General features: G+C 66.8%; 25 protein-coding genes. 7 read left to right on the top strand and 18 right to left on the bottom strand.

Translation table 11 applies throughout. The annotated features are described in order from the left end of the window. Nucleotides 1-53: 53 nt before the first annotated feature. The 6 genes from ACO2Q5_RS10405 (at nucleotide 54) to ACO2Q5_RS10380 (ending at nucleotide 6457) form a co-directional block, all read left to right on the top strand. Nucleotides 54-1364: an ABC transporter substrate-binding protein gene (locus tag ACO2Q5_RS10405; protein WP_423290661.1), complete on the top strand. Its 1311-nt coding sequence runs from the start codon at nucleotides 54-56 to the stop codon at nucleotides 1362-1364. Nucleotides 1365-1528: 164 nt separating this feature from the next. Beyond that, a complete protein-coding gene (locus ACO2Q5_RS10400; protein ID WP_423290659.1) occupies nucleotides 1529-2401 on the top strand; it encodes a carbohydrate ABC transporter permease in 873 nt (290 codons plus the stop codon). Between the two features lie 12 nt (nucleotides 2402-2413). Further along, complete coding sequence (locus ACO2Q5_RS10395; protein WP_423290657.1) at nucleotides 2414-3244, top strand: carbohydrate ABC transporter permease; 831 nt, start codon at nucleotides 2414-2416, stop codon at nucleotides 3242-3244. Nucleotides 3245-3252: 8 nt separating this feature from the next. Next, nucleotides 3253-4242 carry an ABC transporter ATP-binding protein gene (locus ACO2Q5_RS10390; RefSeq protein WP_423290655.1) on the top strand — a complete coding sequence of 330 codons (990 nt, stop codon included), beginning with the start codon at nucleotides 3253-3255 and terminating at the stop codon, nucleotides 4240-4242. After that, nucleotides 4239-5012, top strand: coding sequence for an L-iditol 2-dehydrogenase (locus ACO2Q5_RS10385; RefSeq protein WP_423290653.1), 774 nt, complete (start codon nucleotides 4239-4241; stop codon nucleotides 5010-5012). The genes ACO2Q5_RS10390 and ACO2Q5_RS10385 overlap by 4 nt, the downstream gene beginning before the upstream one ends. Before the next feature lie 2 nt (nucleotides 5013-5014). After that, entirely contained in the window at nucleotides 5015-6457 is a 1443-nt protein-coding gene (locus ACO2Q5_RS10380; protein ID WP_423290651.1) for a mannitol dehydrogenase family protein, read from the top strand. Here ACO2Q5_RS10380 and ACO2Q5_RS10375 read toward each other — a convergent pair. From ACO2Q5_RS10375 to ACO2Q5_RS10355, 5 genes are read right to left on the bottom strand one after another with little or no spacing between them, the layout of a single operon-like run. After that, nucleotides 6445-7107 (bottom strand): energy-coupling factor ABC transporter ATP-binding protein, encoded by a 663-nt coding sequence (locus ACO2Q5_RS10375; RefSeq protein WP_423290649.1) that lies wholly within the window; start codon nucleotides 7105-7107, stop codon nucleotides 6445-6447. The genes ACO2Q5_RS10380 and ACO2Q5_RS10375 overlap by 13 nt on opposite strands. After that, entirely contained in the window at nucleotides 7104-7856 is a 753-nt protein-coding gene (locus ACO2Q5_RS10370; protein WP_423290647.1) for an energy-coupling factor transporter transmembrane component T family protein, read from the bottom strand. Before ACO2Q5_RS10370 ends, ACO2Q5_RS10375 begins: the two co-directional genes overlap by 4 nt. Continuing rightward, nucleotides 7853-8392, bottom strand: coding sequence for a cobalamin biosynthesis protein CbiL (locus ACO2Q5_RS10365; protein ID WP_423290645.1), 540 nt, complete (start codon nucleotides 8390-8392; stop codon nucleotides 7853-7855). Before ACO2Q5_RS10365 ends, ACO2Q5_RS10370 begins: the two co-directional genes overlap by 4 nt. Further along, nucleotides 8389-9000, bottom strand: a complete 612-nt coding sequence (cbiM, locus tag ACO2Q5_RS10360) for a cobalt transporter CbiM (RefSeq protein ID WP_423290643.1) — start codon at nucleotides 8998-9000, stop codon at nucleotides 8389-8391. The genes ACO2Q5_RS10365 and cbiM overlap by 4 nt, the downstream gene beginning before the upstream one ends. A 1-nt stretch (nucleotide 9001) precedes the next feature. Beyond that, entirely contained in the window at nucleotides 9002-9760 is a 759-nt protein-coding gene (locus tag ACO2Q5_RS10355) for a DUF4198 domain-containing protein (protein ID WP_423290641.1), read from the bottom strand. A gap of 126 nt (nucleotides 9761-9886) precedes the next feature. On the opposite strand from ACO2Q5_RS10355, the gene nikR reads away from it, so the two are divergent. Beyond that, nucleotides 9887-10357 (top strand): nickel-responsive transcriptional regulator NikR, encoded by a 471-nt coding sequence (gene nikR / locus ACO2Q5_RS10350; protein ID WP_423290639.1) that lies wholly within the window; start codon nucleotides 9887-9889, stop codon nucleotides 10355-10357. Between the two features lie 18 nt (nucleotides 10358-10375). Here nikR and hypE read toward each other — a convergent pair whose 3' ends face one another. The 13 genes from hypE to cybH all read right to left on the bottom strand — a co-directional run bounded on the left by hypE (nucleotide 10376) and on the right by cybH (nucleotide 20547). Further along, complete coding sequence (gene hypE / locus ACO2Q5_RS10345; RefSeq protein ID WP_423290637.1) at nucleotides 10376-11413, bottom strand: hydrogenase expression/formation protein HypE; 1038 nt, start codon at nucleotides 11411-11413, stop codon at nucleotides 10376-10378. Between the two features lie 58 nt (nucleotides 11414-11471). Continuing rightward, the gene (gene hypD, locus ACO2Q5_RS10340; protein ID WP_423290635.1) at nucleotides 11472-12608 is read right to left on the bottom strand and encodes a hydrogenase formation protein HypD; all 1137 of its coding nucleotides are present in this window, start codon (nucleotides 12606-12608) and stop codon (nucleotides 11472-11474) included. Then, entirely contained in the window at nucleotides 12605-12889 is a 285-nt protein-coding gene (locus ACO2Q5_RS10335; protein ID WP_423290633.1) for a HypC/HybG/HupF family hydrogenase formation chaperone, read from the bottom strand. The genes hypD and ACO2Q5_RS10335 overlap by 4 nt, the downstream gene beginning before the upstream one ends. Before the next feature lie 4 nt (nucleotides 12890-12893). Next, the gene (locus ACO2Q5_RS10330; RefSeq protein WP_423290631.1) at nucleotides 12894-14375 is read right to left on the bottom strand and encodes a sigma-54-dependent transcriptional regulator; all 1482 of its coding nucleotides are present in this window, start codon (nucleotides 14373-14375) and stop codon (nucleotides 12894-12896) included. A gap of 4 nt (nucleotides 14376-14379) precedes the next feature. Continuing rightward, the gene (hypB, locus tag ACO2Q5_RS10325) at nucleotides 14380-15381 is read right to left on the bottom strand and encodes a hydrogenase nickel incorporation protein HypB (protein WP_423290629.1); all 1002 of its coding nucleotides are present in this window, start codon (nucleotides 15379-15381) and stop codon (nucleotides 14380-14382) included. Beyond that, nucleotides 15381-15722, bottom strand: a complete 342-nt coding sequence (gene hypA, locus ACO2Q5_RS10320; protein WP_423290627.1) for a hydrogenase maturation nickel metallochaperone HypA — start codon at nucleotides 15720-15722, stop codon at nucleotides 15381-15383. The genes hypB and hypA overlap by 1 nt, the downstream gene beginning before the upstream one ends. Further along, entirely contained in the window at nucleotides 15715-16620 is a 906-nt protein-coding gene (locus ACO2Q5_RS10315) for a hydrogenase expression/formation protein HupK (protein WP_423290625.1), read from the bottom strand. Before ACO2Q5_RS10315 ends, hypA begins: the two co-directional genes overlap by 8 nt. Next, nucleotides 16617-17402, bottom strand: coding sequence for a [NiFe]-hydrogenase assembly chaperone HybE (gene hybE / locus ACO2Q5_RS10310; RefSeq protein ID WP_423290623.1), 786 nt, complete (start codon nucleotides 17400-17402; stop codon nucleotides 16617-16619). Before hybE ends, ACO2Q5_RS10315 begins: the two co-directional genes overlap by 4 nt. Continuing rightward, entirely contained in the window at nucleotides 17399-18232 is an 834-nt protein-coding gene (locus ACO2Q5_RS10305) for a hydrogenase expression/formation protein (RefSeq protein ID WP_423290621.1), read from the bottom strand. Before ACO2Q5_RS10305 ends, hybE begins: the two co-directional genes overlap by 4 nt. A gap of 4 nt (nucleotides 18233-18236) precedes the next feature. Further along, complete coding sequence (locus ACO2Q5_RS10300; protein ID WP_423290619.1) at nucleotides 18237-18665, bottom strand: hydrogenase accessory protein; 429 nt, start codon at nucleotides 18663-18665, stop codon at nucleotides 18237-18239. 3 nt (nucleotides 18666-18668) lie between these two features. Continuing rightward, nucleotides 18669-18980 (bottom strand): HypC/HybG/HupF family hydrogenase formation chaperone, encoded by a 312-nt coding sequence (locus ACO2Q5_RS10295; RefSeq protein ID WP_423290617.1) that lies wholly within the window; start codon nucleotides 18978-18980, stop codon nucleotides 18669-18671. After that, nucleotides 18980-19597: a HyaD/HybD family hydrogenase maturation endopeptidase gene (locus tag ACO2Q5_RS10290; protein WP_423290615.1), complete on the bottom strand. Its 618-nt coding sequence runs from the start codon at nucleotides 19595-19597 to the stop codon at nucleotides 18980-18982. Before ACO2Q5_RS10290 ends, ACO2Q5_RS10295 begins: the two co-directional genes overlap by 1 nt. Nucleotides 19598-19812: 215 nt before the next feature. Next, the gene (gene cybH, locus ACO2Q5_RS10285) at nucleotides 19813-20547 is read right to left on the bottom strand and encodes a Ni/Fe-hydrogenase, b-type cytochrome subunit (RefSeq protein ID WP_423290613.1); all 735 of its coding nucleotides are present in this window, start codon (nucleotides 20545-20547) and stop codon (nucleotides 19813-19815) included. Nucleotides 20548-20553 lie beyond the last annotated feature (6 nt).

The raw sequence follows: 20553 nt of genomic DNA, 5'->3' as shown, positions 1-20553 counted from the left end.
GTATTTGCCCATCAAGCGATCAATTGCTCATTCGCTTGTTTGGGAGGAGACACATGAAAATCACCCTTCGCGCGCTGTTTGGCGCGTCGGCGGCGCTTGCCCTTTCGGGGGCCGCGATGGCCGAAACCACCATCACCGTGGCCACCGTGAACAATGGCGACATGATCCGCATGCAGGGTCTGATGGACGACTTCTATGCCAAGCACCCCGACATCAAGGTCGAGTGGGTCACGCTGGAAGAGAACGTCCTGCGCCAGAACGTGACGACCGACATCGCCACCGGCGGCGGGCAATATGACGTGATGACCATCGGCACCTATGAGGTTCCGATCTGGGGCAAGCAGGGCTGGCTGGTCAGCCTGAACGATCTGCCTGCCGAATATGACGTGGACGACCTTCTGCCCGCCATCCGTGGCGGTCTGACCGTGGACGGCAACCTGATGGCCTCGCCCTTCTATGGCGAAAGCTCGATGGTGATGTATCGCAAGGACCTGATGGAAAAGGCCGGGCTGACCATGCCCGACGCCCCCACCTGGGCCGAGATCGAGAAGGCCGCGGCCGCGATGACCGACAAATCCGCGGGCATCTACGGCGTCTGCCTGCGCGGAAAGGCGGGCTGGGGCGAGAACATGGCCTTCCTGACCGCCATGTCGAATTCGTTCGGGGCGCGCTGGTTCGACGAGGCCTGGGTCCCGCAGTTCGACCAGCCGGAATGGAAGGCCACGCTCGACTTCTACCTGAACCTGATGAACAACTACGGCCCGCCCGGCGCATCGAACAACGGGTTCAACGAAAACCTGACCCTGTTCAACCAAGGCAAGTGCGGCATGTGGATCGACGCCACCGTCGCCGCCAGCTTCGTGACCGGCAAGGATTCCACCGTAGCCGATCAGGTCGGCTTTGCGCTGGCCCCCGACAATGGTCTGGGCAAGCGGGGCAACTGGCTCTGGGCATGGTCGCTGGCCATCCCGTCGTCGTCGCAAAAGCAGGACGCCGCCAAGACCTTCATCAACTGGGCCACGAACAAGGATTACCTTGCCCTTGTCGCCAGCAAGGAAGGCTGGGCCAACGTTCCCCCGGGCACCCGCACCTCGCTTTATATGAACGAGGAATATGCCAAGGTTCCCTTCGCCAAGATGACTCTGGATTCGATCAACTCGGCTGATCCGACGCATCCGACGGTCAAGCCGGTGCCCTATGTCGGCGTCCAGTTCGTGGCCATTCCGGAATTCGCAGGGATGGGCACCACCGTGGGCGAAATCTTCTCGGCCGCGCTGGCCGGGCAGAAGACCTCGGATCAGGCGCTGTCCGAAGCGCAGGCCGCCGTCACCGACGAGATGACCTCCGCCGGTTACATCAAGTAAGAACGCACCGTCCGGGCCCGCCCTCCTCCGGGCCCGGGCACTCTGCGTGGGGCGCGGGTGGCCATCCCCGTCCGCGCCCCCCTCTGCCCTGATGACCTGTCCGCATCCCGGCGCGCGCACCCTGCGCCCCGCCGGTGCAGAGCCCCCTTCCCGGAGACCCGCCCATGTCCACGCAATCGACCCGGACAGCCGCGCGGCTGATGGTTGCCCCCTCGGTCCTTGTGCTTTTCGTCTGGATGATCGTCCCGCTGGCGATGACCCTTTACTTCTCGTTCCGTCTCTACCGGCTGCTGTCGCCGGACCGGACGGGCTGGGTGGGGTTCAGCAATTACACCTGGTTCTTCAAGGCCCCCGATTTCTGGCTGGCGCTGTTCAACACGCTGGCGCTGGTGGGGGGCGTCCTGATCATCACCGTGGTTCTGGGCACGCTGATCGCGCTGCTGATCGATCAGCCGGTCAAGGGACAGGGCATCCTGCGCATCCTGGTCATCGCGCCCTTCTTCGTGATGCCGCCGGTGGCCGCGTCGATCTGGGAGAACCTGTTCATGCACCCGCAGAACGGGCTCTTCGCGGCGGCGGCGCAGGGTCTGGGCTATGACCCGATCCTGTTTCTGGAGCAGTATCCCATGCTGTCGGTCATCGGCATCGTCAGTTGGGAATGGCTGCCCTTTGCCACGCTGATCCTGCTGACCGCGCTGCAATCCCTGTCGTCCGAGCAGCTGGAGGCGGCCGAGATGGACGGGGCGAACGGGCTGAACCGTTTCCGCCACATCATCCTGCCGCATATGACCCGGGCGATCACCGTGGTGATCCTGATCGAGACGATCTTCCTTCTGGGCATCTTCGGCGAGATCTTCACCACCACGCAGGGCGGGCCGGGATCGGCGTCGACCACGCTCCCCTACATGATCTTCAAACAGGCCATCGTGGCCAAGGACATTGGCCGTGCCGCGGCCGGGGGCATCATCGCGGTCATTCTGGCCAATATCGTCGCCTATTTCCTGATGCGCGGCATTGGCCGCCATCTGGACGCGTGAGGAGGATTTCCCATGGCCCGTGCCGTTTCCCCCCGCCGAAAGCTGCTGATGACGCTGGCCGCATGGTCCGTCGCGCTGCTGATCTTCTTTCCCGTCCTCTGGATGATCCTGACCAGCTTCAAGACCGAATCCTCGGCCGTGGCGGTGCCGCCGCAGCTGTTCACCGCGGACTGGACGCTGGAGAACTATGCCGAAGTCTGGTCGCGGTCCGACTATCCGCGGTTCTTCTGGAACTCGGTCGTCATCTCGCTCGGCTCTACCCTGCTGGGGCTGGTCTTCGCCATTCCCGCCGCATGGTCCATGGCATTCGTGCCGGGGCGCCGGACCAAGGATCTGCTGATGTGGATGCTGTCCACCAAGATGATGCCCGCCGTGGCCGTCATGGTGCCGCTCTATCTGGTGTTCCAGCGGGTCGGGCTGATGGACACCCGGATCGGCCTTGTTCTGGCGCTGATGCTGATGAACCTGCCGATCATCGTCTGGATGCTTTACACCTACTTCAAGGAAATCCCCGGCGAGATCCTTGAGGCGGCCCGCATGGACGGCGCCAGCCTCTGGAACGAAATCATCTATGTGCTGACGCCGATGGCCATTCCGGGCATCGCCTCCACCCTGCTCCTGAACGTCATCCTCGCCTGGAACGAGGCGTTCTGGACCATCACGCTGACCACCACCAAGGCAGCGCCCCTGTCGGCCTTCATCGCCAGCTTCTCGGCGCCGCAGGGCCTGTTCTACGCGAAACTCTCGGCGGCCAGCACCATGGCAATCGCGCCGATCCTGATCCTTGGCTGGTTCAGCCAGAAGCAACTCGTCCGCGGTCTGACCTTCGGCGCGGTGAAGTGAGGTAAATCATGGGACAGATCACCCTTTCCTCCGTGACCAAAAGCTTTGGCGAAGTTCACGTCATCCCGCCCCTGGACCTGCAGATCAACGATGGCGAGTTCGTCGTCTTTGTCGGCCCCTCGGGCTGCGGGAAATCCACCCTTCTGCGGCTGATCGCCGGGCTGGAGGATATCTCCGCCGGGCGGATCGACATCGACGGGCGCGATGCGACCCATGCGCCCCCCGCCGAACGCGGGCTGGCCATGGTGTTCCAGAGCTATGCGCTTTACCCGCATATGACGGTGCGCAAGAACATCGCCTTCCCGCTGAAGATGGCAAAGCTTCCGCAGGCCGAGCAGGAGCGCAAGGTCGAGAACGCCGCCCGCATCCTGAACCTGACCAGCTATCTCAACCGCCGTCCGGGCCAGCTGTCGGGCGGGCAGCGCCAGCGCGTCGCCATCGGCCGTGCCATCGTGCGCGAACCCGCGGCCTTTCTGTTCGACGAGCCGCTGTCGAACCTTGATGCCGCGTTGCGCGTGACCATGCGGCAGGAAATCAGCGAACTGCACCAGTCTCTGAAGACGACGATGATTTATGTGACCCACGATCAGGTCGAAGCCATGACCATGGCCGACAAGATCGTCGTGCTGAATGCGGGCCGCATCGAACAGGTCGGCGCCCCGCTGGAGCTTTATGCCCATCCGCGCAACCTGTTCGTTGCAGGCTTCATCGGCAGCCCCAAGATGAACTTCATCTCCGGGTCTGAGGCGGCGAAGCACGGCGCCCATACGATTGGTGTCCGGCCCGAGCATATCACCGTGGGGGACGGCCCGTGGGAGGGCGTGGTCGGCCTGTCGGAACACCTCGGCTCAGACAGCTTCATCAAGGTGGAAGTTCCCGGCATGGGCACCATCAACGTCCGCGCGCCGGGCGAGGTGGGCGTTCATCACGGCCAGACCATCCGGCTGGCCCCCGCGGGCAAGATCCACCGCTTCGACGACAAGGGAATGGCATTGTGACACGGCTGGCAGGAAAGGCGGCGCTGATCACCGGCGCCGCACGCGGCATCGGGCTGGAATTCGCCCGGGCCTATATCGCCGAAGGCGCACAGGTCACCTTGGCCGATATCAACGGCGCCGCGGCCGAGGCGGCGGCGGCCGCGCTTGGTCCGATGGCCCATGCCGTGCAGATGGATGTGACCGATCAGGCCAGCATCGACACAGGCTTTGCCCAGGCCATTGCCCGCATGGGCAAGCTGGACATTCTGGTGAACAACGCCGCCCTCTTCACCGCCGCGCCCATCGCGGAAATCACCCGTGCCGATTACGACCGGGTTTTCGCCGTCAATGTCTCGGGCACGCTGTTTCCGATGCAGGCCGCCGCGCGCCACATGATCGCGCGCGGTCAGGGCGGCAGGATCATCAACATGGCCTCTCAGGCCGGGCGCCGGGGTGAGGGGCTGGTGGCCGTCTACTGCGCGTCCAAGGCCGCGGTCATCAGCCTGACGCAAAGCGCGGGGCTGGGGCTGATCCAGCACGGAATCAACGTCAATGCCATCGCCCCCGGGGTGGTGGACGGCGAACATTGGGACGGGGTGGACAGCTTCTTTGCCAAATACGAAGGCAAAGCCCCCGGCCAGAAGAAGCATGAGGTCGGTGCCGCCGTGCCCTTTGGCCGGATGGGCACCGCCGCAGACCTGACGGGCATGGCGGTGTTTCTTGCCACGCCCGAAGCCGACTACATCGTCGCCCAATGCTTCGGCGTGGACGGCGGCAACTGGATGGCCTGATCATGCCCCACACTCAGATGACCGTAACCCTCCCCCAATACGACCGCAGCCGCCTGACCCCGGGCATCGTCCATATCGGGCTGGGCAACTTTCACCGCGCGCATATGGCCGTCTATCTGGACGACCTGTTCAATCAGGGTCTGGGCCATGACTGGGCGATCATCGGCGCCGGGGTCCGCGCGCCCGATGCCCGGATGCGCGATGCGCTGAAGGCGCAGGATTGCCTGTCCACCGTGATCGAGCTGGATCCGGCCGGAAAGACCTGCCGCCGGGTGGGCGCGATGATCGACTTTCTGCCGGTCGAGGCCGGGAATGGCCCGCTGATCGCCGCGATGACCGACCCGGCCATCCGTATCGTCAGCCTGACCGTGACCGAGGGAGGCTATTTCATCGACGCCGCCACCGGCGCCTTTGATCCGACCGCGCCCGAGATCATGGCCGATGCCGCCAACCCCTCGACCCCCGGCACCGCCTTCGGCGCCATCGTGGCCGCGCTGAAGGCCCGCCGCGCCGCCGGCCAGCCGCCCTTTACCGTGATGTGCTGCGACAACCTGCCCGGCAACGGGCAGGTCACGCGCAACGCCGTGGTGGGCACCGCCCGGCTGTCCGACCCGGAGCTTGCGGCATGGATCGACGCCAATGTCGCCTTTCCCAACGGCATGGTGGACCGCATCACCCCCGCCACCGGCCCGCGCGAACGCGCCATGGCCGAAAGTTTCGGCCTGACCGACCCCGTTCCCGTCACCTGTGAGCCGTTCCGGCAATGGGTGGTCGAAGATCACTTCCCGCAAGGTCGCCCGCCGCTGGAGCAAGTGGGCGTCACCTTCAGCGACCATGTCCACGCCTATGAGATGATGAAAATCCGCATCCTGAACGGCGGCCATGCGATCATCGCCTATCCGGGCGGCCTCATGGACATCGAATATGTGCATGAGGCGATGGCGAACCCGCTGATCAGCGCCTTTCTGGACAAGGTCGAGACGGAGGAGGTCATTCCCTACGTCCCCCCCGTGCCCGATACCGACATTCCGGCCTACTACCGGCTGATCCGCTCGCGCTTCTCGAACCCGGAGGTGGCGGATACCGAACGCCGCCTGTGTCTGGACGGGTCGAACCGGCAGCCGAAGTTCATCGTGCCCTCGGTGCGCGATGCCCTGGCGGCGGGCGGGTCTGTGCGCGGGCTGGCACTGGTCTCGGCCTTGTGGTGTCGCTACTGCGCGGGCAGCACCGACAAGGGCACGCCGATTCCGCCCAACGACCCGAACTGGGACGCGCTGAACGACCGCGCCCTTTCGGCCCGGGCGGAGCCCTCGGTCTGGCTGGATCAGCCCGCGGTTTATGGCGACACGGCGGCGAACCCGGCCTTTGCCCGCGCCTTTGAAGGCTGGCTGCGGCAGCTTTGGGCCGAAGGCACTGCGGCCACGCTGCGGCGCTATCTGGGCTGACCCTCGGCCAGTCCCGCAGGGGACAGATGCAGGCTGGCTGCCCCCAAACGGGCGGCCAGCCCGGCATCATGGGATATGATCAGCTGCGCCGCGGGGCAATCGTCCAGCAGCGCCATCAGCCGCGCTTCGGCATCGGCATCCAGCCCCGCCGTGGGTTCATCCAGCAGCAGGACCTCGGGCTGCATGACCAACAGGCCCGCCAGCCCGACCAGCCGTTTTTCCCCGCCGGACAGGCGATGCACCGGCCGGTCCGCCAGATGCGCCAGCCCCATGACCGCCAGTTGCCGCATCGCGCGGGCCTGCGCCTCAGCCCGGGACAGGCCCTGATTGAGCGGGCCGAAAGCCACATCCTCGGCCACGGTCGGGCTGAACAACTGGTCGTCGGGGTCCTGAAACAGGAACCCCACCCGCAGCCGCAGCGGGCGGAACTGCGCCTCGGTCCGGCAGGGGGCGCCGTGGAACCGCACCTCGCCCGCGGCCAGCGGATGGAGGCCAACCAAAGCGCGCAGGAGCGTGGTCTTGCCCGCCCCGTTCGCGCCGCCCACCACCACCCTCTGTCCCGGTCGCAGCGTCAGCGAGAGGCCGTGCCAGAGGCGGCGCCCGTCGCGCTGCGCCTCGGCCCCGGCAATTTCCAGCACGGGCGCGGTCACGCCAGCCGGTCCCAGAGTACAAGCGCCAGCATCGCCAGCGCGGCCACGACCAGCACCGCGCGCGCCGCGCCGGTCATCGGCGGCATCGGTGCCGGGTCCGCGCTGCGTCCGCCGCGCAGGCGGATCGCCTCCTCCACCCGTTCCGCCCGCAGCATCGCCCGCGACAGGGCCCCGCCGATCAGATGGCCGAAACTGCGCAACCCGTGCGGTCCGGCGCCGGGGCGAAAGCCGCGGGCGCGCATCGCCTCGCGCTGGCGGTGCAGGGCGGCGCGGGCCGTGTGGCTGTGCCGCCAGAGGAGTTCCATGAGCCGGACGAAACGCTGCGGCGCGCCAAGCGCGGCCAAGGACCGGCCCAGATGTTCCGGCGCAGCGCGGCCCAGCAGCGCCAGCAGGATCAGCACCATCGCATTGATCCGCCCGCCCAGCACCAGCGCATGGGTCAATCCCGCATCCGTGACCGTCAGCGGCCCGAGCACTACGACCGGCGCCCCGGGCACCGTCACGCAAAGAAACGCCACAAGCACCAGCACAAAGCCCTCGACGTGCGCCATCCGGTGCAGCACCGCGGCCCGGTCCACCCGTCGGGTCAGCACCAGCGCGACCGCCGCCGCCAGCGCCAGCCCGATGGCGGGCAGGCTGTGCAGCGCGGAGATCCCGACGGCCGCCACCGCCACCAGCAGGAGCGGCAACCGCAGGTCATCCTTGGCCGCGAGGGGCCGCCGCAGCGGGCTGTGGTCGACAAGGCTCATCCGCCGCCCCTTCGCCCGCGCAGACCCAGATAGGCCCCCGCCGCGCCCAGGATCAGGAACACGCCCGAGATCACATCGGTGAACCGCAGCCGGTTATCCATCTCCTCGATCCGCTCCAGCAGCGGCAGCATCTCGCGCCGGACGGCGGCGGCCACCGCCTCATCGTCCGGTGCAGGGGCGGTCACCGCCGGTGTTTCCGGCTGCGCCACCGGGGGCGCCTCCTGCCCGCCAAACCGCGCGGCGGTCAGCGTGGCGCTGGCGAAATGGCCGTCCTCGGCATTGACCGTCACGGTCAGATCCTGCGGCGCAGGCGGGGTCCAGCGATAGACGCCCGCATCATCGGTCCGCCCTTCCGCCAGCACGGCGCCCGTGGCATCGGTGATCTGCCATGGCACATCCTGCGGCCGCCCGCCGCCGACGAAGAAGGCATATCCCGTCACGGCCCCGTCCTCGACCGCGGCAAAGACCCGCAGCTTGTGCGCCAGCGCTGCCTGCGGCAGGGCCAGCGCCAGAAGAAGGATGGCCAGCCCCCTCATCCCGGCACCGCCTGCCAGTCGCCCGGATGCGCCCGGTGCAGATAGCCCACAGCGGCCGCGGCCACCGCCGCCTCGATCAGGGCCAGAGGCAGATAGGTCAGCGCCAGCACCCGCGCGGCAGGCAGATAGGCGCTTTCCGACAGGGCAAGCGACAGCGCCACCAGCCCCGCCGTGCCCAGAACCGCCAGCCCGGCGCCGAGGCCCGCCAAGACCGCAGCACCGCCAGGCCCCGCCCGCCGCACCGGCCCGGCCAGCACCATGCCCGCCAGCACCCCCGGCATGGCGATGTTGAACGCATTGACGCCCAGGGTCGTGACCCCGCCAAAGCCGAACAGCACCAGTTGCAGCACAAGGGCCGCCAGCACCGCGGGCACCGCCAGGGGGCCGATGATCAGCCCCATCAGCCCGGCGAACATCAGATGGACCGAAGATGGCCCCACCGGAATGGCCAGCATCGACCCGGCAAAGAACACCGACCCCAGCACTGCGGCCCGCGTGACCGCCCGGTCAGAGGCCCCGCGCATCGACCATGCACAAAGCGCCACGGTCAGGACCGCGCCGCCCGCCAGAACCGGGGCAGACAAAACGCCGTCCTGAATATGCGCCATCTCAGTTCGCCCCCATCGCGGTGGTCTTCACCCAGATCAGCGCGCCCTCTTCCACCGGAACCTCGGCCCCGTCGGGGCTGGCCATCGGCGCATCGCCTTCGATCAGCGCGGCAAATCCCCACCAGCCCGCCCGCGGCATGGCATAGGTGAAGGTGCCATTCGCATCGGCCTTCAGCACCTGGGTAATGAAGGCATCATTTGGCGCGGTCACGCTGCCATCGTTGATGAATTCCACCTCGACCTCGGCATGGGGGACGGGCTGGCCACCCTTCGTCACCACCCCGGTAAAGCTGTTCCCGGCCCAAAGCCCGGTGGGCCGGGTCAGCGGCAGGATTTCCACCGGCAGGCCCGCGGGCGTGTCCCAGCCCTCGCCACTGGCGTAGCTGTCGACCAGAACCTTGGTGTAATGCACGATCATCACGCCCTCGGCCGGTTCCCAATAGGGCGCGGGTTCCACATAGAACAGCGCCGGGCCGGGTTCCGCCAGATCGACCCTGGCCGACCAGACCGAAGCGCCGTCCACCTGCCCTTCGGTCAGCGCGGGCAGCAGATCCACCGCCGCGTCGCCCCGGATCATCCCGAACCGCACCGGGCGGTCCATCTGCATCACCGGCCCGCCATCGAACGGATGGGTGAAGGTCAGCGCCAGATCCACCGCCCCGCCTTCGGGCAGCACATCGGCGGACGGGATCAGCTGCAGGAAATGCGCCTGCGCCGGGGCCGCCAGCAGAACCAGCGCGGCAAGGGGGGCGAGTCGCATGGGCAATCTCCAGTATGATTTATTATTTAGAAAATCATACACAGCGGCGTCCCCGGTGCAAGCCTCAATCTGCCGCTTTCCCCCCGCCTCGCGCCGCCCTACCATGGCCCCGCACAGGAGGGCCGGATGCAGCGGATCACGATCACCATGGACGACGACCTTGTCGCCGAACTGGACGCCCATATCGACGCCTCGGGCGCGTTCAACCGGTCCGAGGCCATCCGCGATCTTGTGCGCCGCGGTCTGGCCGCCCGCAACCGCGACCGCGATTCTGCGGGCTGCTATGGCGTGGTCTCTTATGCGATTGATCATTCCGTGCGCGATCTGGGCCGCCGGGTGCCGCAAGGACGGCTGGACCGGCACGACCAGACAGTGGCCGCGCTGTCGGTGCCGGTGGACCATTCCAGCACGGTGGATGTGGTGGTGATGCGCGGCACGGTGGGATCCGTCACCGATTATGCCGAGGGGCTGTTTCTGGAACGCGGCATCCTGCACGGGGCGCTGCATCTGGTTCCGGTCGAGGCTGAGGTGCACACCCACAGCCATGACGATGACGCGCCCGCGCATGTCCACCTCCGCGTGCAGGAAACCTTTTAGCGTTCAGCAGGTCCGTTTTCAGCAGATCCGGGGCAACTGCTCACCCACCAGCATGTCCACGATCCGGCTGCCGCCAAAGGCGGTGGTCATCCGGACCTGCCCCGGATGGGCCGCCACCGCCCGGCCGATGATCGCCGCCCCTGCCCCTTCGGGCCGGGCACGCATCGCCGCCAGCGCGGCCGCCGCCTGATCTTCGGGCACGAACAGCACCAAAGTCCCCTCATTCGCCAGATAGAGGGGATCGAGCCCCAGAATCTCGCATACGCCGCGCACCTCGTCGCGCAGGGGCAGCGCGGTCTCGTCGATGACCATACCCGCGCCCGCCGCCTCGGCCATCTCGTTCAGGGCCGAGGCGAGGCCCCCCCGCGTCGCATCGCGAGCCGCGCGCACATCGGCCACGGCCAGCACCGCCTCCATCAGATGGCCCAGCCCCTGACAGTCCGAGGTCAGGTCGGTGGACAAGGCCAGATCGCCCCGCGCCGCCAGAATGGCGGCACCATGGTCGCCCAGCACGCCGTTCACCAGCGCCACATCGCCGGGCCGGATCCGCACCGCCCCCAGATCACGGCCGGGCGGGATCACCCCTACCCCCGCCGTGGTGATGAAAAGGCCGTCCGCCTGCCCGCGACCCACCACCTTGGTGTCGCCGGTCACGATCTGCACTCCGGCCTTCGCGGCCTCTTCGGCCATGGTCGCCACCACGCGCTGCAACAGCGCCAGCTCGCAACCTTCCTCGATGATAAAGGCCGCCGACAGCCACAGGGGCCGCGCACCGCCCACCGCCAGATCGTTCACCGTGCCGCAGATGGCCAGCTTGCCGATGTCGCCGCCCGGAAATTCCAGCGGGGTCACCACGAAGCTGTCCGTCGTCATCGCCAGCCGCGCCCCCGGTTCCGCCAGCGCCGCCGACACCAGCCGCGCCTGATCCTCGCCCGAGCCGGGGCCAAAGGCAGGCAGGAACACCGCTTCGATCAGATCGCGCATCGCCCGCCCGCCGCCGCCATGCGACAGGGTCACATGCGTGTCGCGCAGCCTTTTCACCGAACCGCCATCCATTTTCTGTCCTCAAATATCCCGGGGGACTCCTGCGCAGCAGGAGGGGGGCAGCGCCCCCTTACTCGGCCGCCACCCGCGCGCCGCCATATTGCCAATAGGCCGCGCAGGCGCCTTCGGAACTGACCATCAGCGCACCCAAGGGCATGTCGGGGGTGCAGCCCTTGCCGAATTGCGGGCATTGCGTGGGCTTCATCCGCCCCGTCATCACAGCCCCGCAGGCACAGCCCTCCGGCTCCTCCACCACCCGCGGCCCGGCGGCATAGCCGATGCCGAATTTCTCTTCGGCATCAAAGGCGGCATAGGCCGGACGGATCCGCAGGCCCGAGGCGTCGATCTCTCCCAAACCCCGCCATTCGAAACTGGGGCGGCGTTCATAGACATCGGCGATGGCGGCAAGGCTGACCGCATTGCCATGCTCGGGCACCACGCGGGCATATTGGTTTTCCACCGCCGCCCGACCTTCGGCGATCTGGGTCAGCACCATCAGCACCGATTGCAGCAGATCGGTCGGCTCGAACCCCGCCACGACGATGGGCTTCGCATAGGTCTCGGCAATGAAATCATAGGGGTGAATGCCAATGACCATCGACACGTGGCCCGGCCCGATGAACCCGTCCAGCACCATGTCGGGGTCGTTCAGCAGCGCCTTGATCGGTTCGGGCACGGTGATGTGGTTGCAGAACACGCTGAAATTCCCCAGCCCCTCGCGCGCGGCCTGCTGGATGGCCAGCGCGGTGGAGGGCGTCGTCGTCTCGAACCCCAGCCCGAAGAACACCACCTCGCGGTCGGGGTTCTTGCGCGCCAGCGCCAGCGCGTCCAAGGGCGAATAGACCATGCGGATATCCGCCCCCGCCGCCTTGGCCTGCAACAGAGATTTCTGCGTGCCGGGCACCCGCATCGCATCGCCGAAGGTGGTGAAGATCACCCCGGGCCGTTCGGCGATCTGGATGCATTCATCGACCCGGGCGCGGGGCAGCACGCAGACCGGGCAGCCGGGGCCGTGGATGAATTCCACCCCTTCATGCACCAGCTTGTCCAACCCGTAGCGAAAGATCGAATGGGTGTGCCCGCCGCAGATTTCCATGATGTGGACGGGCTTTGCCCGCGTGGCACCCAGACGGTCGGCCATGCGGGCAATGGCCGACAGCAGCCCCTTGGCCGCCACCGGGTCGCGGAATTCGGAGGCATATTTCATCGCGCCATCTCCTCATCGGCCTGCGCCATCTGGTCCAGCGTCTCCTGCGCCTCGCCCAGTTCGCGCAGGGCCTCCAGCGTGCGGGCGGCCTCATCGGCGTCGATCCGGGCCATGGCAAAGCCCACATGGATCAGCACCCATGCGCCGATCAGCCCCTCCAGCGGGCCATCGGCGACGCAGGCCACGCTGACCTCGCGCCGCACACCCGAAACCTCGGCCATGGCCATCTGGCGGGCTTCGTCGGTGATGGCCGTGATCCGGCCGGGAATGCCAAGGCACATAGGCTCAGTCCTCCTCTTCGTCCTGCGTCGCGCGCCCTGTCGGGTCGGCGATACCGTAGCGGTCCAGCTTGGCCCGCAGACCCACGCGGCTGAGACCCAGTTCCGCCGCGGCGCGGCTTTTGTTCCAGCGGTGGCGGGTCAGCGTTTCGCGCAAGATCCGCATCTCGATCAGTTCGACCCGGTCCTTCAGCGTGCCGTCGCCGGTCAGCACAGCCTGCGCGGACCGGTCGGCCCCGGCCTCACCCGGCGGGCCCTGCAGGATGGGGCGGGAAATCAGTTCGGCCCCCAGAATGCTGTCCTGCGCAAAGATCAGCATGCGGGTGATCTCATTCGTCAGCTCACGCAAATTGCCGGGCCAGTCGTAATTCTCCAGAAACTCCAGCGCGGCGGCGTCAAAGCCATGGACCAGCTTGCCATGACGCGCCGCCACCTCGACAAGGATATGCTGGGCCAGAATCGCCACATCGCCGCGGCGGGCGCGCAGGGGCGGCACGGTCAGATCGGCCACCGACAGCGCATAGTAAAGATCGGGGCGGAACAACCCGTCCGCCACCAAAGCCGCAAGGTCACGGTGCGCGCCGACAATCAGCCGCAGATTGGTGGAAATCGTCTCCTGCCCGCCCAGGGGGGTAAAGGCGCCCTCGGTCAGCACCCGCAGGAGCGCCAGTTGCAACGCCGGCGGCAGCGTGTCCACGCCCGACAGATACAGCGTCCCGCGGTCGGCCTTCTGCAACAGGCCGATGCGGTTCGTGGCCCCCGGCGCCGCGCCGCGCTTGGCGCCCAGAAGCTCCAGTGCCACCAGTTCCTCGGGCATGCCGCCCAGGTTCAGCGCATAAAAGGGCCGGTCGGACCGCAGGCTGGCCATATGCATCGCCCGCGCAATCTGCGCCTTGCCGGTCCCCGCCTCGCCCGTCAGCAGCACGGGCACGTCAAAGGTGGCGAACTGCCGCGCGGCATCGACCAGCGCGATCATCGGCGAATTCGGCGCGCGCAGGATCGTCTCGAATCCCAGCCCGTCGCGCAGGGCGCGGCGGCGCTTTTCCAGCTTCGTCTCGGCCGTCGAGGAAAGGAGCCGCATCTCCAGCGCCATCCGCTCATTCTCACGCGCCAGATGGAACAGCCGGGCCGCGTTGCGGGTGGCCATCAACAGCTGATCGGGGTGCCACGGCTTTGCGATGAACTGGTGGATGCCGCCCAGATTGATGGCATCGGCCATGGCGCCGGGGTCGGTATAGCCGGTGATCAGGATCCGCACCGTCTCGGGCCAGCGTTCGCGGATGGCGGACAGGAATTCCACCCCCGTCTGCCCCGGCATCCGCTGATCGCAGATCACCACCTGCACCCATTCCTCCTCCATCAGCTCGGCGCCGGTGCGGGTGTCGGTGGCGGTCAGGATTTCAAACTCATCCTCCAGCGCCATCCGCATGGCCGAGAGCGAATGCGGCTCGTCATCAATCAGCAGGACATAGGGGCGCGGATCGGCCATGGGCTTATGCCTTGGCCGCCAGACCACGGCGCAGCCAGTCCAGCCACGCCGCCATCCCCTCGCCCGTGCGGGCCGAGACGCGGAGGATTTCGATGGCCGGGTTCACCCGGCGCAGCGCCGCCTCATAGGCGGCCAGATCGGCGCCGCAGGCCTCGGCCAGATCGGTCTTGTTCAGGACGGCCAGTTTCGCCGCGGTGAACATATCGGGATATTTCAGCGGCTTGTCCTCGCCCTCGGTCACCGAGAGGATCGCCACCTTGGCATCTTCACCCAGATCAAAGGCGGCGGGGCAGACCAGATTGCCCACATTTTCGATGAACAGCATCGAGGCCGGGGCAAGGCGCAGATCATCCATCGCCGCGCCCACCATCTGCGCATCCAGATGACAGCCCTTGCCGGTGTTCACCTGCACCGCCCGCGCGCCCGTGGCGCGGATGCGGTCGGCGTCCATCTGGGTCTGCTGGTCGCCCTCGATCACCGCCAGCGGCTGGTCGCCCAGCATCGCAATCGTCTGGCACAGAAGCGTGGTCTTGCCCGACCCGGGCGAGGAGACGAGGTTCACCGCAAAGGCCCGCAGCGCCGACAGCACCCGCCGGTTGCCCGCTGCCAGCGTGTCGTTCTTCGACAGGATCGCGGTCTCCACCTCGATCAGCCGGGCCTGCGACAGGCCGGGAACCGAAACACCCGCGGCGCCGGTGCCATAGTAGTAGTGGTGGTGATCGTGGTCATGCGCCCCCGCGCCATGGTCATGCGCGTGGCCGTGGTCGCCGTGATCATGGTCATGATGATGATGCGCGTGTTCATGGGCATGGGGGTGGGCATGGGTCACGCCGCCATGGGAATGGCTGTGGTCATGCAGATGGGCATGGGCGTGGCTGTGCCCCGCTGCCCCATGCGCATGCGCCGGACCATGACCATGCGGCAGGCCCAGACGATGGGCCTCCTCATGCGTGATCTCGCGCCCGTCGAACAGGATCTTTTCGCCGCACCCACAGACCGTGCACATCAGACCACCTCCATATCCCGGATCCGCATTTCATCGCCCCCCTGCGGCAGAAGCCGAGTGCCCGCGCACAGCGGGCAAGGGTCCAGCCGGTCCTCGATCCCGACCGTCTGGCCGCAGTCAAAGCACAGGGCCTGCCCCGGCAGGTCCAGCATCTCCAGCGCGGCGCCTTCGGCCGGGCTGCCGCGCATCACCACATCGAAGGCGAATTCCAGCGCCGGTTTTTCCACCCCGGCAAAGCGCCCGATCTCAAGCCGCAGCCGGGTGACGCGGGAAAAGCCATGCGCGCGGGCCTGATCCAGCACGATGCCGCGGATGCCTTCGGCAAGGCTCATCTCATGCATGAAGGCCCCCTTCGATCATGACCGGAACGCAGGGATCAAGGATAGCCGCCAGAAGGGGCGCCGCACCAGCCTTGGCCGCGGGCAGCCTGGCCAGCGACGCCTCCATCAGGCCGCCGGGCATCAGCAGATGGTCGGTCGGCGTGCGGCGGTCAAAGCCGGTGACCATGCCGCCCGCAACCCGCAGCCGCAGCGCGCAAAGGCCCCGGGAACAGGGCACCAGCGCGGTGCCGTCCGCCAGCCGCCGGGCCGCGGGCATCCCCCCGCGGGACAGAGCGTCAAGGTCGACCAGCCGCGCCACCAGATGGGCCAGCGGGCCGCGGCCATGGCTGATGACGACATGGGCCAGCAACGGGTGGCTGCCGTGCCGGGCGATCAGCGCATTTTCCACCGCGTCCCGCGCAAAAGGGGCGATCGGGTCAAGGGGGGGCAACAGGGTTGCGGCCTCAAAGGGCGCAAAGGTCTGCATCACGGCCGCAACGACCGGCGCCGCGCCCTGCCCCTGCAACAGCCATTGTTCAAACCCCGAAGGCGCGGGCAGGCCATCGGCCCCGAACAGCGCCTGACGCAGCACGGCGCCTCCCCGCATCCAGCCCTGCGGCAGCGGCATCGGCAGCAGGCCAAGTGCGCGCGGCAGATGCAGGCAGAACCGGGCGAGGTGATCGCGGATCATGTCGCGCCGCAGCCCTTCGGGATCGGGCGGCGCCCGGTCCAAAGCCAGCGCCAGCGCGGTTTCCTGCACCGACCGGCACAGGCCGAAGACCGCGGGCAGCAGACGCAGAACGTCCTCCACCGGGCGGCCCAGCATCATGGCATCCACCCCCGGCCCGGCCTCGCCCGCCCTGAGGGCGCGCAGGCCCCCGGCATGGGGCGACAGAGTCAGGCGGAGGGCCGGTATCATTCCGAGGTTCCAGAAGACAGACCGCCGGTCAGCAAAGCCCGTCGCGAGGGGCGCAGGTCCGGGACCGGCAGTTCCGCAGGCTCCGGCGGGGGCGCCAGTTCCGCCTCACGCGCGGCGCGGATCTCGGCGGCGCGGTCGGTCTCTTCGCGGTTCTCGTCCTTGAAAAGTTCCCCCATCACCGCGCGGGCGACATCCACCGCCTGCATCTGGCTGTTGAAATCCGCCATGGGAGAGAAGAGCGAGCAGGCCTTATAGGGCCCCACCATCTCGCGGCTGTTGTGGATGAATTCGTATTCGCCCGAGGGGAAGGCGATCACTTCCTTCTCGCCCGCCTTCAGCGCAGGCCATTCGGTATCGCCCGGCAACAGCACAAGGTTCATGAACCAGGGCGAGACCAGCACACCCAGAATGTCCGGCCCATGGCTGCGGAAGCCCACCGCCTCGACATGCAGCGCGTGGTTCACGATCGGCACATCGCGCATCTTGGCGTTGAAGACCTCGCGAAAGTCGGCGACCAGCGCCTGCGTCTTCTGGCCGATCACCGCGGCGCGGCGCATCTCGTCGCTGCCGGGATCTTCGCGGACCATGAACTGCGCCTTGGGCGCATCGCAGCCGGGGCATTTCCAGTCGTCAGGCAGCGCCACAAAGGGCGTGCCGGGCAGGACCTGCCGGTAATCGTCGCCCTCGGCCGGGTCATAGGTGGTCCAGCAGATCTTGCATTCCATGATGGCGCGCGGACTGATCCGGTCATTGGCGCCAAGGTAGCTGCCTTCAAAGGTCATCTGATCGCCTCCAGCACTTCGCGGATGCGTTCGGCGCTGTCGGTCAGGTCTTCGGGCGCGGCAAGGGCGACCTCGGGCATGTCCGTCACCTCGAACGTGTCAAGGATCAGCGTGTCCATCGAGTTGAAGAACTGCACCCGCCAGACATTGGCCTGCGCGGTGGCGCTGACGCGGCAATTGCCATAGCCGCGCGACAGGATGGTCACAGACCCCTCGCCCAAAGCCTCGGCCAGCCAGACAAGATCTTCTTCGGTATGGGGCAGCAGGGTCAGGTTCACGACATGCAGGTCCTGCGGCCCCTGCCATTGCATGGACTTGTCCATCAGCTCCGCCAGCAGAGCGGGGGCGTTCACCACGCCGGGTGCCCGGCGGGCCAGCGCACCGATGGCAGGGCGGACGGGCAGGAAGGCGCGGGTCCGGGCCAGACCGGGCACCGGCCCCACCTCCACCCGGTCGATCCCTTCGGCCTTCAGCACCCAGACGCCGGCAAAGACGCTTTCCTGCATCGCCACCGCAGGCACCCCACGGGCGCGCACAGACACCTCACCCTGCCCCAGGGTTTCCGCCATCAGCGCACGGTTGGCGGCATCCAATCCCGACAGATCAAAGCTTTGCGGCGGCATGCCCTGCGCCACCACCTCAGCCGCGGCGGCAATTTCCGCCAGCAGCGCCAGCGCGGGCGCAAGGGGGGTGGCATCCTCGACCTCAGGCATATGCGCGCTGTAGGTGCGCATGCCCGACGGCAGCGCCATATAATCGAAATCCTCAGCCTCATCGGCCTGAGAGCCGGGGCCGAAGCCGGTCGGCGGCAGGTGGAAGTTCTGGACCATGATCTTATCCCGGCAGGTTCAACAGGTGGCTGGTGCGGGCGATGTAATCGTCCCAGTCGCGGATTTTTTCGATGGAGCCGAGGTAGAAGCCTTCGCGGAAGAACAGGAAGGCGGGGGTCTTCAGCGCACGCCATGTCTCGCGCACCTTGGCCTCGATCGCATCATCCAGAATGGCGCAGTCAAAGGCGTTCTGGAACGTCATGCGCAGTTCCGGCAGGATCACCGCGGCATCGGCGCTTTCCAGATTGCGGACGAAATCCCCGGGCGCCAGCAAGCAATGCGCCCCGGGCCGCCCGGTGAATTCCGCCACATCCGAGAGAGAGGACAGCCGCGGCCAGCCCATTTCTTCCAGTCGGGCGATCAGCGGATGGATGCGGCCCGCGGGCCGCACCGCCGTGTCGAAATCATCGTCATGATGGTGATGGTCGTGCATGGATCAGCCCTTGCTGTGGCCCGCGTCCAGCGCGGCCTGAAGATGGGGGGGAAGCTGCGGGCCGCGGGCGTCCAGATCGGCAAAGGCATCGCCCATGGGCAGGCCTTGCATCACATTGCGCAGCCCTTCCAGCGCGGCCGCGATCTGAGCGGCGGTGGTAGCGTCGATCACTTCATGTGCGCTGCCCAGAAAGGTCAGCACCCAGTCGCCCGGCCCGGCATCGGGCACCAATGACAGGTCAACCAGCGTGCCATCGGCGCAATGCCCGGCGATGCCGTCGACCGCCAGAAGCTGCGCGGGAATGCCCACGCACATCAGACAGCCCCCGGAAAGAAGCGCTCATCGCCGATCCGGCAGGCCTCAGCGGCATCGGGGCGGCCCTGTTCATACGCATCGCGGCGGATCGACGGATCGGCCAGTTCCGCCGGGCTTTCGCCCTGAAACGCCGCAAAGCCCCAGTGCGCCAGCCGGTCCAGCGCGATGGCGATGGCATCGGGGATGCGCGCGGCCACAGCCGGCCGCAACCCGCCGCCGTAATCCTCCAGCTCGACCGGCTGACAGCCGATCAGCAGAAGATGGCGCGGGCAGCGGTCCAGAAGCTGCGCCGTGGCGATCACTTCCTGAAAGCCGGTCTGGTGCAGGCTCATCTTCTTGGCGCCCAGAAAGGCGGGCACCTCGTCGCCTTCGACGATCTTCATCGTGCCGGGCGGCAGGCCGTAATCCACCGCGTCAAAGACGATCAGCGCCTCGGCCTCTTCCAGAAACGGCAGCAGATACAGGCCCTGCGTGCCACCATCCAACAGCTTCACCTGTGGCGGCAGCGCATGGGCGGCGGCCATCTCTTCGACGCAACGGACGCCAAAGCCCTCATCGGCCCAGAGGATATTCCCGATCCCGAGGACCAGAACGGATTTCGGATGCTCTGCTGGCAATGGCCCCTCCCCGAACCTTGCTGGCAAGCGGGCTGTCCCCGCCTTACGAATCTGACAATAAACTGTTCACCCGGGCACCGCCGAAAATTCCGGCAAAGTGGAAATAAAGTTACAACCACATGATATGAAAAGAAAATCCCGCCAGAAGAGGCGGGATTTCCGAAGCGGATATGGAAACTATCTTTTCGGTATTTCCAGAACCGGAAGAATCCCTTTCACTCCGGTCGGTCATCCTTGAACGTGCGATGGCCCGAGATCATGGTCGAGACGATGGATTGCCGCGACATGATGTCCTCGCGGATGGCCACATAGATGTGCACGATCATGAAGATAAGGATCCACCACATGCCCAGATGGTGCAAAGTGTGCAGACGCTGCGTGTTCTGCACCAGATCCTGCGCCCAGCCGAAGACCAGATCGAACCCGCTGTCCCGGCCCGCCCCTTCGGCATAAAGCGCAAAGCCGGTGATGATCATGAAACTCATCCCAAGGGTGATGAAGCAGAACATCGCCAACTGCGCCAAGGGGTTGTGGCCGACGTATTTCTTCGGCTCCCGCTCCAGAAACAGATACCAGCGGATTTCGAAAAACAGCTCCTTCCAGTAATGGCCGCTGAAGATCGGCACATAGAACAGCTGCTTCGCGTGGTGATTGCCCACCAGCGCCCAGTAGATGCGGCCGAAAAAGCCCACGGTCATCACCATGCCGGCCGCGAAATGGGCAAAGCGGATATAGCCGAAGACGAACTGGTCATAAGCCTCGGCGATCTGCATCGACGGCGGCGGTGAGCCGATGAAATAGCCGGTCACGCAAAGCGTGATGATGGCCAGCGCGTTGATCCAGTGCCAGATGCGGACCGGCGCCTCATAGACATAGACCGAGGTCTGGCGGCTGATCTGTTCTCCGGCGTTCAAATCCTTCAGGCCGGTGTTGGCGGAATGGTCGCTCATCTTCGC

It is taken from the genome of Neotabrizicola sp. VNH66, assembly GCF_049445895.1.
Lineage (GTDB): Bacteria > Pseudomonadota > Alphaproteobacteria > Rhodobacterales > Rhodobacteraceae > Pseudogemmobacter.
This window is presented reverse-complemented; position numbering and strand designations above follow the sequence as displayed.